Origin of the sequence: Bythopirellula goksoeyrii (genome assembly GCF_008065115.1) — a bacterium.
In the GTDB taxonomy this organism is placed as follows: domain Bacteria; phylum Planctomycetota; class Planctomycetia; order Pirellulales; family Lacipirellulaceae; genus Bythopirellula; species Bythopirellula goksoeyrii.
Genome location: NZ_CP042913.1, coordinates 6,209,093 through 6,221,617, shown reverse-complemented (window position 1 = coordinate 6,221,617; position 12,525 = coordinate 6,209,093). Strand labels below are relative to the sequence as shown.

The window sequence follows — 12,525 nt, the reverse complement described above, 5'->3', positions numbered from 1 at the left end:
GTATCAACCGATCGAGCGTGACGACCATGAGACTCAAGAACTTTTACAACTTTCACGACTGGAGGGACGTGACCCGCTACAAGACGCAGTTGCAGGACGCCTTGCACTCGACCGGCTCGACGCGGCTGCCGACAGTGACGCTGATCCGCAGCGTGCGAAGTGGGCCGACCAGCTGAGACGCGAACTCCGCGAACGATTCAACGACATCGCGCCAACGAAGTTCACTGTGGGCCGGAACGCGTAGCACGAACTCCGTCTTACAGTAAGGAACGAACGTAACGCCGGGGGATTGCAATCCCCCGGCTTTCGACAACACCACGTTTCACTAACCACTAACCATAAGGAACGAATCTATGCCTGCTGGAGATCCTGGAAAAGAACAATTTCGACGAGCAATCTCGGAGTTTCGCAATTTGCACATCGTCGCCGCCCTCGGACCCCTTTTTGACTTTCGTAGCGAGGTTGTCTCGAATGATGAGTTCGGTGTCCGCGGGGGCTTGGACGAGACGACCAAGAACCACTACGTCGAACACCTGCTGGCGAGCGACCGCATGCGGCGGCGGGTGACCTACAATCCCGACAAGCGGCCGCTCGGCGAGCTGATCGAGAACGCGACCGACACCAAGATTACGCTCCTGGGTTCGACGAACCCCTTCGGGGGTGACGAAGTGCAAGAGGCCCCCGGCGGGTTGATCGCTTTGCCGTGGGCGCTCGATGGAACGGACCCCAACATCCCGCTGGCGAGTCAGCTCAACTTTCGCAGTCAGAATGCATTGATTTTGCTCGGAGCCGTCGATCGGGCGATCGTCAATTGGAGCCGCCTGGAAAGCCGCTTCCGCAGCACGTTTATCTACGTGAAAGATTCGATGCGAATGTACGGCAGCTACGTGCAGATTCTCGAGTATCTCAACGCGTTTGCTGGCGATGCCAACCGCGTCGATATGGCCGCCGGAGTGCGACCTACCGAAGAACCGCTTGGGCCGACCGATTCGCCTAACCTGAGAAGTGAAACGGCAGGTGGAGGAGTGAAGTAATTAGAAATGTCATCCCGAGGGAGCCTAAGCGACCGAGGGATCTGGGTGGCGACAAGAACATGCATTGAGAACGAGAACATGCTCTACCTAGGTTCCTCGGTCGCGGAACTCCTTCGGAATGACAATGAGAGGAATCTCACGATGACAAGTGACCCACGTAAACAACTCGGTTGGCCAGCGGCGGCGACGTTGATCGCTGCGCTTCTGTCGGCGTCGCTCGCATTGGCGCTCGCGCAAGCGCAGCAAGAACCAACCGCCGAAAGTAGGTTCGCCTCAGCCCGAGAGATTGGCGAAGTGAAAGCTGGCCTCAAGGCATTGGAGCACACCACCGAGCAATTGCGCACCGACATCCGCGAACTCCGCGACTTGGTTGGCCGCTTAATAAACGAACGATAGCCGTAACGCGCCTGCCGAGCCTCACGAGGCGGAGCGGAGCACTGGAATAGGATACTCACCCATGCAAATCCGCGACCGCATCCAAGAACTCCGCCGAGTGCGCGCGAGCGAACTCGTGCCGAACATTCGCAACTGGCGAACCCACCCCGTCGCCCAGCGGAATGCCATGCGTGGCATCTTGGCCGAAGTCGGCTACGCTGACGCACTGCTCGCTCGAGAACTCCCCGACGGACGCTTGGAAATCATCGATGGCCACCTGAGGGCCGAAACCACTCCTGACGCCCTGGTGCCGGTATTAGTGCTGGACGTAGACGAAGCCGAGACGATCAAGATTCTGCTCACCCACGACCCCCTCACCGCGCTGGCCGAAACCGACGAAGAGCAACTGCACGATCTGATCGAGTTGTGCGATTTCAATAATCCGCAACTCGTAGCCATGGTCGCCGAACTCGAAGCGGAAATGCAGCAAGTAGAAGAGGATCTCGACGCCGTCGCCGAGCGTCCCGAACCCCCGATCCCCACCGCCTACCAGGTCGTGGTGGAATGCAAGGACGAAGAGCAGCAGCAAGAAGTATATGAGTTCGTAAATGGGCAATGCTATCGTTGCCGAGTCGTGACATTGTAGGGAAGGCGCGAGTTTCGAGGCGCGAGTCAGAATAGCTCGCAACTCGTGATTCGAAACTCGCAACCAAGTGAGGAACGAACAATTATGACCAAACACAACATCACCGTATCCTGCCCCGTCCCTGAATCTTTCCGCGTGCAGCAGGTGGCCGGCATGTTCGATGTGCCGCTGGAAGACAAATGCACCGAGCGGTTTTCCGTGGAACTACCCACGCAAGACGAACCCTGGGACGTTGGACTCATCGTCGGTCCGTCGGGCAGTGGCAAGAGCACCGTCGCGCGGGAATGCTATGGCGATGCAATTGCTGGCGCCGCCGACTGGCCCGCGGACAAAGCAGTCGTCGATAGTTTCGGCGACATGCCGATGCGGCAAGTGGTGGAGCTCTTCACCGCAGTCGGCTTCAGCTCGCCCCCGTCATGGGTCAAGCCGTATCATGTACTCAGCACGGGCCAGCGGTTTCGATGTGATTTAGCGAGAGCGTTGGGAAGGAGTTTCGAGTCGCGAGTTACGAGTTTTGAGCAAGATGAACCGTCTTCTCTCGCAACTCGTAACTCGAAGCTCGCACCTCTTTTGGTTTTCGACGAATTCACCAGCGTTGTGGATCGCACGGTGGCGAAGGCTTGTTCGACGGCTATTGCCAAAGGGATTCGACGTGGATCGATTCCGTGCCGGTTTGTAGCGGTGACTTGCCACTACGATGTGGCCGAGTGGCTCGAAGCGGATTGGGTGTTGGACATGGCCACCGTTCGGCTAGAACGGAGGCGGCTTCGGCGGCCACTTATCGAACTGGAAATCTATCGCTGCCAGGTGGCTGCTTGGCAACTGTTTGCGCGACATCACTATCTGAGTGGCAAGATCGCCCCGGGAGCCCGCTGCTACCTGGCCCTCTGGAACGGCGAGCCAGTCTCTTTCTGTGCAACGCTACCGATCATCGCCCAGAAAAATCACCGCCGCTTCACGCGGATCGTCACGCTCCCCGACTTCCAAGGGATGGGAATCGGCATGCGCGTGGTCGCGGCAGTAGCCCAATTACATCGGCAAGCCGGCCTGCGGATCAACGTCACCAGCAGCCACCCGGCGCTGATTCGCCACTGTAAGCATTCGCCCCAATGGCGCACCGTAAGCGTCCGCAAAGCCGGTTCACGAACGCGGCAATCCACACGATTCAAAGACTACCGCAGCGCCACGGGCCGCGCCGTAGTGTCGTTTGAATTTATAGGCAACCCGTAGGCCGGAACGAGCGGTAGCGCTGTTCCGGCATGGCGGCGGTGTTGACTATGGCCTGCCGGAACTGCGCACGGCTTGTTCCGGCCTACGAAACGACGATATAAAACCATGGAAGACAAACCAATCACCGAGAGCGACAAGCGAGCCATTCGGACAATGGTTGCCATGGGGTGCGAAATCACCGTGGCGGCTCAGGCGCTTGGGTGGAATTCCGAGCAACTTGCCGACGAGCTCCACTCTAATCCCGCGTTCGCTTCGGAGGTGGAGCAAGCCGAAGGGCAGGCTCAGTTTCATTTTGTCCGCAGCTTGCACAGTGCATCCAAGGACGAAAAACATTGGCGGGCCGCGACGTGGTGGCTGGAACGGCGGGCTCAGAAACAATTTGCCCTGCGTGGCAGCCGCGCCTGGACCGATGCCGAATTGGTCGCTTTCCTGGATTCGCTCACGACAATCATCGTCAAGTCCGTGAGCAATCTGGAGGATCGCCAGCAGTTGCTGGCCGATTTGGGTTCGCTGGCCCAGGGTGAGACTCACACGAGCGAGGGAGCGCTGAAGTGAGTTCTCGCACACAAAGCCTGGTCGATCAAATGTTGCGAACGGACTCGACGCCGCAGCAAACACTGGCAAGCCGCTTGCGACAAGGTGTGAATCGCCAGTGGCGCACCGCAGCCCGCGCGCAAGAGCGGAATCAGAGCCTCGACTTACTCGCCTGGGGGCGGCGGTATCTCGCACGGCACTTTGTCCACCCACCCTCGAAGATGCATCGCTGGTTGGCTGCCGAGTTGGATCTGCTCCCCCAACAACGGGGAACCAAGCTCAACGTGATCGGCCCACGTGGCGGGGCGAAGTCGACCATCGCCTCGCTGGCCTATGTGCTGCGTGTCGCCCTGGAGGGGTGGGAACCCTATGTCTGGATCCTCTCTGATACCAGTTCCCAAGCTCAAATGCATCTGGCCAACCTCAAGCGCGAACTCGTCGAGAACCAGCGAATCACCCAGGAGTACGAACATGTCCACTTCGAGCGCGATGTCACCGAATGTCTCCTGCTCAATAACGGAACCCTTGTCGAGGCCTTCGGCTCGGGGCAACGACTCCGCGGCCGTCGCCACGGGGCCCATCGTCCGTCGCTGATCGTCTGCGACGATCTGCAAAACGACGAGCACATGCAATCGGCCTACCAACGGGATACGAGCAGTCGTTGGTTTCATGGCACCGTCCTGAAAGCAGGTGACAAACGCACAAACATCCTCAACCTCGCCACAGCTCTGCACCGCGATGCCCTGGCGATGCAACTCGACCGCACGCCGGGTTGGATCTCGCGCAAGTTTCGCGCCATCGAGCGCTGGCCCACCGACATGGATTTGTGGGCCGAGTGGGAACGCATCTATACGGACGTTTCGCGACGTGATGCGGGGCAGGCCGCCTGGAATTTCTTCCAGAAGAATCGTCAGGCCATGCAGGCCGGCGCGGATCTCTTATGGCCCGAGCGGGAAGACCTCTACCTGCTCATGAAAATGCGCACTCAGGAAGGCCACGCCACTTTCGAGCGCGAGAAGCAGAGTTCGCCCCTCGATCCCGCGCGGTGCGAATGGCCGGCGGAATACTTTGATGACTCGATCTGGTTTCAAGCTTGGCCTGCCGACTTGCAATTCAAAACGATCGCCCTCGACCCCAGCAAAGGTCGCGATTCAAAGCACGGCGACTACTCGGCCTTGGTCGTGCTGGGAATCGACCGCCGCGGCATGCTCTACGTGGAGGCTGACCTGGCCCGCCGGCCCACTCCTGAAATCGTCGCGAGCGGCGTAGCCCTCTGTTGGCACCATCAAGCCGATGCCTTCGGCGTCGAGGCGAACCAATTCCAGGAACTCTTAGCCGACGAATTCGTCCGCGAGTTTGCCCGGCAGGGAATCCACTGGTGCACTCCCGCAGCGATTCACAACCATGTGAACAAGCAAGTCCGCATTCGCCGTCTGGGCCCGTACCTCGCCCAACGACGCGTGCGGTTCCTCGCTGCCAGCCCCGGCACGCAGCTCTTGGTCGATCAACTCAGAGATTTCCCGCTAGGCAGCCACGACGACGGCCCCGACGCGTTGGAGATGGCGCTCCGCCTGGCGGAGGAACACTACGGCAGCGGAAACAGAAACGACGGCCTCGGAAGCCGGCTGATCGGAGGCGAGCCGTAAGCGTAAGCGCCCGGAGAACTTCAACTCTTTCGTCGCGCAGGATGCTCCGGGCGCTAACGCTTACGGCTCGCCAAAGACACCTATTTATGACACCAACCTAAAAGGAGAATCCAAATGCAAGACACCACCCGCCTTGAACACCGCCTCACCGAAGCCTGCGACGCACTGTGGGATCTGTTCGTCGATCCCCGCAGCGCCTACCTCGACGACACTGGCCAGTGGTGGGACAGTGTCGCCACCAACGGCCAGGCGGGGCAGGGGGTCAGCGTCCCCTTTGCCACCGAACAGCAACTCGCTGACATCCGCAATCAAGTCCGTCATCTGGCGGCCACCAACGAGTTCGCTATCAATGGCATCGAGAACCGCGTGAGCTATCTGGTGGGCACAGGCCACGTCTACCGGGCTTGCGTCCGCAAGGGAACCCACGCCAGCGCTGAATTGGAAACCGAAGTGCAGACAGTCATCGATGAGTTTCTCGAAGTGAATCATTGGCAAGCGCGGCAGCAGGAAATCGTGCGACGATTGGACCGCGATGGCGAGGTGTTTCTGCGCTACTTTGTCGATTCCCACGGCATCACTCGCGTGCGGTTTGTTGAGCCGGACCAAGTGGCCACCCCGCGCGAGCTGGTCAATGTCCCCGAGGCGACTTTTGGCATCCATACCGAACCGCGCGACGTGGAGTCGGTGCTGGGCTATTACATCGATGGCCAGCCGGTGGATGCGGCGGCGATTCAGCATCGCAAGGCGAACGTCGACGCGAACGTCAAGCGTGGCCTGCCGCTCTATTACCCCGTGCGGAAGAACTTGCGCCGCATCGACAAGCTGCTCCGCAACATGAGTGTAGTCGCCGAGATCCAGTCGGCCATCGCGCTGATTCGCAAACATCGGGGCGCGTCTCGCAGCGGCGTGGAGCAGTTCGTCGCCGATCAGAGTCAGACAACTTCCGCCGGCAGTCGCACGCGGCAACTGTCGCACTACGCCCCGGGAACGATCCTCGATGCCCCGGCGGGCTTGGAGTACGACTTCCCCGCCGCAGGGATTGACGCGAGCAATTTTGTCGCCGTGTTGCAGGCCGAACTGCGTGCGGTCGCCTCCCGCTTGGTGATGCCAGAGTTCATGTTCACCTCCGACGCGTCGAACTCGAACTACGCTTCGACGCTGGTGGCCGAAGGCCCCGCAGTAAAGATGTTCCAGCGTCTGCAAGCCGGCCTAGAAACCGACGACCGCGACGTGATGTGGCGGGCTGTTGAAAACACTGCCTTGGCAGGACGATTACCTAACGACATTCGCCGTCTGGTCGACATCCAGATCACACCCCCATCGCTAGAAGTGCGTAACCATTTGCAGCATTGCCAAGTCGAAAAGATCGCTTTCGAGAAAGGCATCCTTTCGCCGCAAACCTGGAGCCTGAAACTGGGGCTTGACTACGACCAAGAGCAAAAGAACCTGGCCATGCACCAAGGCGAGCGGGAAGCGTAAGCGACCGGAGGGTATAAAGAACCACGACGACACAGCGACACAACGTAGAAATGAGTTTAGTCCGTTGTGCCGTCGTGTCGTTGTGGCAAAGAATTCTTTGACATGACAAACCACTGATTGACGCTTATCGGCGCTCATGGGAAAATACCAAGCATGAACGACCAATATCCTGAAACGTTTCCTATCGAGATCGAACGCGACAAGTTGTGCAGATTCTATCGCGTGCAATCATTTATCGCTTGTTCTATCGTGCCTTTTGCGTTTGGTTTTCTTTTCGGGGGAGCCAGTACGAGCAAGGATCGACAGCGGGATTTCGAAAACGCGGAACAAGTTTGGAGCGAGTTTCTGCGTGGAGCAATCACTGGAATTGGATGGGGGCTGCTGATCGGAGCGACTCTTTACTTCGTCTTTGGACATTTTGCTGCTCGGCGATGGGCCACCGCTTTGGAAGTTGCGGTTGAGGGAGATTTCCTTCGTGTCAAAGAGGGGGGCTCCACCAGACGAGATAGAAAACTTCATTTTCGGGCGATTGTCGATTATGCGACTTTTCAAAATCCACTGATGCGCCTCTGCGAAATCGATGGGATTTTGATCACAACGACTTCCGGGGGAGTGTATTCCACGATCAATGTCTATGCCGTCAAGAATGCGTTGGAAGTGCGTGACATGCTAAGCGAGATTGATCGCCTCCGCGAGGATTCTTGAAGCAATACTCCACAGGATTGCAGGCGATGCGTGACTCGACTCTAATTGAGGCTCCAATTCCCATACTCATACCCTTGGCGGCAGGCGATGCATTTCCGAACGATTTTCTTATTCAATTGTCTGGCGATTCTTTTTCTCACCAACTACGGACTTGCCCAACAGCTTCCCACTGTCTCGCCCGAAGAGGTCGGCATGTCGAGCCAGAAGCTCGCCAAGATCAGCGAGGTGATGCAGCAGCGCGTCGAAGACGGAGAAATCGTGGGCGGATCGGTCTTGGTCGCGCGGCGGGGAAAAGTCGTCTTCTTCGAGCAGTTTGGGCACATGGATGCCGAAGCCCAAAAGCCCTGGCAAGCAGATACGATCGTGCGGATCTATTCGATGACCAAGTCGATCACGACGGCTGCGGCGTTGATGCTCGTGGAGGAAGGAAAGCTCGCGCTCGATGACCCGGTCGAGAAGTATCTGCCGGAGTTGGCCGATCGCACGGTGTACGATGAGGCGGGCAATCAGCCAGCGAAGTCAGCGATGACCATCCAGCAGTTGATGACGCACACTTCGGGATTGATCTATGGCAACCCCGAGGGATCACCGGTAGAACGGCTATACGCCGAGGAGGATCTCTTGGACCGTAATGGCACGCTTCAGGACGTGATCGATAAACTCTCTGGTCTGCCGCTAATCTTCGACCCAGGAACCGACTGGCACTATGGCACTTCGACCGACGTGTTGGGTGCGGTCGTGGAGCGGGTATCGGGCAAGCCGCTTGATGCATTCTTAAGCGAGCGGATCTTTGAGCCACTCGGGATGGTTGATACGGCGTTTCAAGTTCCCCCTGAAAAGCTCGATCGGTTCGCCGTTTGCTATGAGCAGAAAGAGGGCAAGTGGACCGTGGAAGATGACCCCGCGACGAGTCGGTATGCGCGGCCGGCAACATTCTTGTCGGGTGGCGGGGGGCTTGTTTCCACGGCCTCCGACTATTGGCGGTTCTTCAACATGATCGCTGCCGGTGGCGAGGCAGGCGGAAAGCGATTTCTCAAACCGGAGACCGTAGCGCTCATGACACACAATCAACTCGACGACAAGACCGGCTGGGCCGATGATCCTGGCGCAGGTTTCGGCCTGGGCTTCCGTGTGGTGTGTAAGCCGATCCCTGCGGAAGATCGACGTCTGCTTGGCGAGTACGGCTGGGGCGGAATGGCGAGTACCCAGTATTGGGCAAACCCGCGCGAAGAATTCACCGTGGTTACCCTCGAACAGAGTTTGCCCTACAGGGACAGCACATTCGTCGTAGCGAACCCACTGGTGTACGATGCGATTGTCGAAGGGAAATAAACGATAGTTGTAGGCCGGAACGAGCAACGCTAGTTCCGGCATCGTTTTGCGTGTGACGATGTCTTGCCGGAACTGCGCACGGCTTGTTCCGGCCTATCTGTCTGTTACAACGGAAGTATGGGAAAAAAACGACAAGCTGCCTCTGATCGCGAGCCTGAGAAGCCCAACGAGTCCTATACGATCCACTTGATTTCGGGCTCTACGGGTGATCTGCTGTTTCGCCTTGCCTCGGTTGCTGAAACACAGTTCTCGGGGATTGATTTCGAGATTCTATCGCACCCTTTGGCGGATACACACGAAAAGCTCGAACACGTCCTGCATGGGATCATGGGGCCACGTGCAATTGTAATTCATGGGCTCCCCGATGCGAGTTCCAAGCAATTCGTGCGGTCGTATTGTGTGCGGCAGCACGTGCCCCATTTCGACGCGACCGGTCCCTTGTTTGATTTCATGGCAGACTGCGTCGGACAATTGGCGGACAATGATCTTTCGCAACTGCACAAGTTGGATGCCACCTATCAGAAGCGGATCGAGGCGATGGAATTCGCGATGGAACACGACGACGGTCTGGGTGCCGCGACACTACAACAAGCGGACATCGTGATCGTAGGCTTGAGCCGTGTGAGCAAGAGTCCCACGACGTTGTACTTAGGTTCGCGTGGTTTCAAGGTAGCCAATGTGTCGATTTCGCCGGTGACAGGTTTTCCCGCAGAGCTTACACGACTTGGCAAGAATAAGATCGTCGCCTTCACGATGCAGCCCAAGCGGCTCCATGAGATTCGTGTGGAACGGATGAAACATGCCGGTTCTCCCGGCACCGACTACGACGACCTGCAGAGCGTGATTCGGGAAGTAATCGAGTTTGAGCAGGAGTGCCAGCGACGAGGCTACCCCTTGATCGACGTGACACAGTTGACCATCGAACAGACTGCCGTGCAGGTACTGAAGGCGTTGGAACTGGCAGCGCGGTGAGAAGTGATAGCAGCGCAAAAGTCTGATCCCCTTTGAATTCGCTATTCTCGCTGGACTTGACGGAGCTAGCCATGCTGGTACGATCTTCCCGCTCTATTTGAACTCACGAAGCACTTGAAGAAACGACGGGGAGGGGTGGCATGCATCGCTGGCAAATCTCTCCAGTTGTGTGTGTTTTCTTGTGGTCGGCTGGTCTCGATGTGCAGGGACAGCAAGCTGTGGTAAGTGACCTCGGTGGGATCGAAGCGGTAGACTTTCAGTTGTCTCCGAGCCGCGATCTTGAGGCCGATGTGTCGCAGGGGCTTGTCGACTTGCCGACTCTGTCTCGACCGGCCAAGCGAAAGGTTGGAGCTCCCAGCGGAGAGCGTTCTCCCTTTAGTAGTCAGGCCTATTGGCTGCCGACGCAGAACCTTGCCAGTCAGCCGGGGAACTGGTCACAAGCGGGAACCGAGATCAAGTTGGCCGCGCCACTTTCACTTGCTGAGGGTAATGTCTGGCTAGCGACGGGTGGCGTGCAATACACATCGATCAACACGCTGGCCGTGCTCCCCGATTCACTCATCGCCATGCCGGGAGAATTGTGGCAGATTCAAACGGGAGTCATGAATTTTCGTGAGTGGGACAATGGCTGGAGTTCCGGCACAATTCTGACGGTTGGCTCTGACAGCGATCAGCCTTTTGCCGCGCTGCGGGATATGACCGCAACAGTGGTTACCTTTGTAGAGATTCCCCGAGGTGATCGGGACGCGTGGAACCTAAGTGTGTTTTACTCCCCCACCTCGCAGTTGCCCTATCCGCTGCCGGGAGTGGCGTACGTCTGGCGGCCCAGCGATCAATTCACTGCTAACCTTGGTGTGCCGTTCTCGCTACACTACCGACCGACCGAAACCTTCACTCTAACGGCAAGTTATTTTCCGCTGACCAATGTTGATGTCTTAGCGAAGTGGCAATTGAACGAGGACTGGAGCCTCTACGGCGGCTATCAGGTGGTGAACGAAACCTACTGGCTCGACGAACGCCTCGACGAGAACCAGCGGCTCTACCTCTTCGATCAGCGCGTCACACTTGGCTTGCAACGGAAGCTCTTCGCGGGGCTGAGTTTGGATCTCTCAGGGGGATATGTCTTCGATCGGCAAGTGTTTCAGTCCGACTCCTTTTCCGACAATCGGCGCGATGAGATCGATATCGACCCTGGATTTCTTGGCCTTGTGCAGCTGAGTTGGGCATTGTGAACACGGTTGCCGCAAATAATAAGTTGTGAGGTCTGCCGGGAACAGAGTATTATCAGGGGATGAAAAATACTTCACGTTGGTTGCTGTTCCTGGTCGTGCTGCTTGGATGTTCCGTCCAGTCTGCGGCGGCACTGACTAATCAGGTCGTGTTCTTTAACGGCTTCCTAGCCGATACGAACCCGAGCACGGGGCTGGGGATTCTCAACTCGACGCTCACCATGCTCGGCATCCCCGGTTACGAGGGCAAACTTTTCGAGTGGACACAACGGCAACAGGCTTATGATTGGGTGCAGCAATACACAAGCGACCGTAGTACCTTGGTGCTCGTCGGCCATAGTTTTGGCGGTAACAGTGCATTCGAGCTTGCCGACGATTTTCTGAAACCGGCGGGGTTAACTGTCGATCTCGTAATCCAGCTCGATCCCGTGGCCTATCAATCCGGTGCGATCGACATGGTGCCGACTAACGTCGATGTGGGCATCAACTACTATCAGATTTCCACGGGATTATTCGAACCTCAGGGAGAAGACTTTGTTGCGGGTGCCACGAACATCAACACGGAAGTGCTGTTTAACGACACATCGATCACGCACACCTCGATCGACAACGACCCGCGCTTGCACGCTCTCATCGGCCAGAATATTCTCGACAATCTCAATCAAACGAGCGTCGACTTCGATCAAGATGGAGACTTCGACGGCGCTGATTTTCTCACTTGGCAACGTAATCCAAACGTCGGCAGCCTAAGCGACTGGCAGGCGAATTATGGCGAAGTCCCAATCTCGGCAGCTTCAACTGCGGTGCCCGAACCATCAACGTTCGTGTTGCTATTCATGGCAGCGAATCTAACGCTTCTCAGCCGGAGGCACACCTGCCTCCGGGGAATGTGAACAGGGAGAAACCGAGAGAACGGAGAACACCCACTCCGTTCTCTCCGTTTGCTTCTGTTTTATTACTTTTCGCTTAGTCGCATTCATTCCCGGACCGAGTGGCGGTTCGGCTAGGGAAGAGTTCTTGCAGGCCACAATCTGCGAAGTGGCACAAAAATAGTTGCTGAATGTGCGCTGCGAATTTGCTAGATTCACACGCATGACAAGAACGAAAGCCAACTCACCGCCGAGCGACCGACGCCGACAAGCGCAAGCCGAATTCCAGCGACTACTAGAAAACGCCTGCGTCGCCGGGTTTCATGGCTCGGCCAGCGTGACGATCACCGTGCAAGATGGGCATATCCAGTACTCGCGAGTCACGGTGGAGAGAATGATTAAGTGATGAGTGACGAGTTGCGAGGCGCGAGTTGTAGGACTCGAAACTCGTAGCTCGAAACTCGCAACTAGACA

The 12,525-nt window shown here is 57.4% G+C and carries 14 protein-coding genes; 13 read left to right on the top strand and 1 reads right to left on the bottom strand.

Annotation, left to right across the window (positions count from 1 at the left end):
* Window positions 1-76: 76 nt before the first annotated feature.
* Window positions 77-316 (bottom strand): hypothetical protein, encoded by a 240-nt coding sequence (locus tag Pr1d_RS24660; RefSeq protein WP_148076015.1) that lies wholly within the window; start codon window positions 314-316, stop codon window positions 77-79.
* Window positions 317-353: 37 nt separating this feature from the next.
* Between Pr1d_RS24660 and Pr1d_RS24655 the strand changes: the two genes are divergently transcribed.
* From Pr1d_RS24655 to Pr1d_RS24595, 13 genes are all read left to right on the top strand, one after another.
* Entirely contained in the window at window positions 354-1,034 is a 681-nt protein-coding gene (locus Pr1d_RS24655) for a hypothetical protein (protein WP_148076014.1), read from the top strand.
* Between the two features lie 141 nt (window positions 1,035-1,175).
* Window positions 1,176-1,430, top strand: a complete 255-nt coding sequence (locus Pr1d_RS24650; RefSeq protein WP_148076013.1) for a hypothetical protein — start codon at window positions 1,176-1,178, stop codon at window positions 1,428-1,430.
* A gap of 61 nt (window positions 1,431-1,491) precedes the next feature.
* A complete protein-coding gene (locus Pr1d_RS24645; RefSeq protein ID WP_148076012.1) occupies window positions 1,492-2,055 on the top strand; it encodes a ParB N-terminal domain-containing protein in 564 nt (187 codons plus the stop codon).
* Window positions 2,056-2,139: 84 nt separating this feature from the next.
* A complete protein-coding gene (locus Pr1d_RS24640) occupies window positions 2,140-3,285 on the top strand; it encodes a GNAT family N-acetyltransferase (protein ID WP_148076011.1) in 1,146 nt (381 codons plus the stop codon).
* Window positions 3,286-3,390: 105 nt separating this feature from the next.
* Entirely contained in the window at window positions 3,391-3,840 is a 450-nt protein-coding gene (locus tag Pr1d_RS24635; protein ID WP_148076010.1) for a hypothetical protein, read from the top strand.
* Window positions 3,837-5,465, top strand: coding sequence for a phage terminase large subunit (terL, locus tag Pr1d_RS24630; RefSeq protein ID WP_148076009.1), 1,629 nt, complete (start codon window positions 3,837-3,839; stop codon window positions 5,463-5,465). The genes Pr1d_RS24635 and terL overlap by 4 nt, the downstream gene beginning before the upstream one ends.
* A gap of 114 nt (window positions 5,466-5,579) precedes the next feature.
* Window positions 5,580-6,944: a phage portal protein gene (locus Pr1d_RS24625; protein ID WP_148076008.1), complete on the top strand. Its 1,365-nt coding sequence runs from the start codon at window positions 5,580-5,582 to the stop codon at window positions 6,942-6,944.
* Between the two features lie 153 nt (window positions 6,945-7,097).
* Window positions 7,098-7,649: a PH domain-containing protein gene (locus Pr1d_RS24620; protein ID WP_148076007.1), complete on the top strand. Its 552-nt coding sequence runs from the start codon at window positions 7,098-7,100 to the stop codon at window positions 7,647-7,649.
* An 87-nt stretch (window positions 7,650-7,736) separates the two neighbouring features.
* The gene (locus Pr1d_RS24615) at window positions 7,737-8,981 is read left to right on the top strand and encodes a serine hydrolase domain-containing protein (RefSeq protein ID WP_148076006.1); all 1,245 of its coding nucleotides are present in this window, start codon (window positions 7,737-7,739) and stop codon (window positions 8,979-8,981) included.
* A gap of 117 nt (window positions 8,982-9,098) precedes the next feature.
* Complete coding sequence (locus tag Pr1d_RS24610) at window positions 9,099-9,953, top strand: pyruvate, water dikinase regulatory protein (protein WP_148076005.1); 855 nt, start codon at window positions 9,099-9,101, stop codon at window positions 9,951-9,953.
* 140 nt (window positions 9,954-10,093) lie between these two features.
* Window positions 10,094-11,185, top strand: a complete 1,092-nt coding sequence (locus Pr1d_RS24605) for a DUF6268 family outer membrane beta-barrel protein (protein ID WP_148076004.1) — start codon at window positions 10,094-10,096, stop codon at window positions 11,183-11,185.
* A 59-nt stretch (window positions 11,186-11,244) separates the two neighbouring features.
* Entirely contained in the window at window positions 11,245-12,075 is an 831-nt protein-coding gene (locus tag Pr1d_RS24600; RefSeq protein WP_148076526.1) for a PEP-CTERM sorting domain-containing protein, read from the top strand.
* 199 nt (window positions 12,076-12,274) lie between these two features.
* Window positions 12,275-12,457: a hypothetical protein gene (locus tag Pr1d_RS24595; RefSeq protein WP_148076003.1), complete on the top strand. Its 183-nt coding sequence runs from the start codon at window positions 12,275-12,277 to the stop codon at window positions 12,455-12,457.
* The last annotated feature ends 68 nt before the right edge of the window (window positions 12,458-12,525 follow it).

Excerpts from the sequence above, each read along its gene's own strand:
- Pr1d_RS24650 (WP_148076013.1), top strand. The coding sequence starts at position 1,176 with ATGACAAGTGACCCACGTAAACAACTCGGTTGGCCAGCGGCGGCGACG.
- Pr1d_RS24600 (WP_148076526.1), top strand. The coding sequence starts at position 11,245 with ATGAAAAATACTTCACGTTGGTTGCTGTTCCTGGTCGTGCTGCTTGGA.
- Pr1d_RS24605 (WP_148076004.1), top strand. The coding sequence starts at position 10,094 with ATGCATCGCTGGCAAATCTCTCCAGTTGTGTGTGTTTTCTTGTGGTCG.
- Pr1d_RS24625 (WP_148076008.1), top strand. The coding sequence starts at position 5,580 with ATGCAAGACACCACCCGCCTTGAACACCGCCTCACCGAAGCCTGCGAC.
- Pr1d_RS24645 (WP_148076012.1), top strand. The coding sequence starts at position 1,492 with ATGCAAATCCGCGACCGCATCCAAGAACTCCGCCGAGTGCGCGCGAGC.
- Pr1d_RS24635 (WP_148076010.1), top strand. The coding sequence starts at position 3,391 with ATGGAAGACAAACCAATCACCGAGAGCGACAAGCGAGCCATTCGGACA.
- Pr1d_RS24610 (WP_148076005.1), top strand. The coding sequence starts at position 9,099 with ATGGGAAAAAAACGACAAGCTGCCTCTGATCGCGAGCCTGAGAAGCCC.
- Pr1d_RS24655 (WP_148076014.1), top strand. The coding sequence starts at position 354 with ATGCCTGCTGGAGATCCTGGAAAAGAACAATTTCGACGAGCAATCTCG.
- Pr1d_RS24640 (WP_148076011.1), top strand. The coding sequence starts at position 2,140 with ATGACCAAACACAACATCACCGTATCCTGCCCCGTCCCTGAATCTTTC.
- Pr1d_RS24620 (WP_148076007.1), top strand. The coding sequence starts at position 7,098 with ATGAACGACCAATATCCTGAAACGTTTCCTATCGAGATCGAACGCGAC.
- Pr1d_RS24615 (WP_148076006.1), top strand. The coding sequence starts at position 7,737 with ATGCATTTCCGAACGATTTTCTTATTCAATTGTCTGGCGATTCTTTTT.
- Pr1d_RS24595 (WP_148076003.1), top strand. The coding sequence starts at position 12,275 with ATGACAAGAACGAAAGCCAACTCACCGCCGAGCGACCGACGCCGACAA.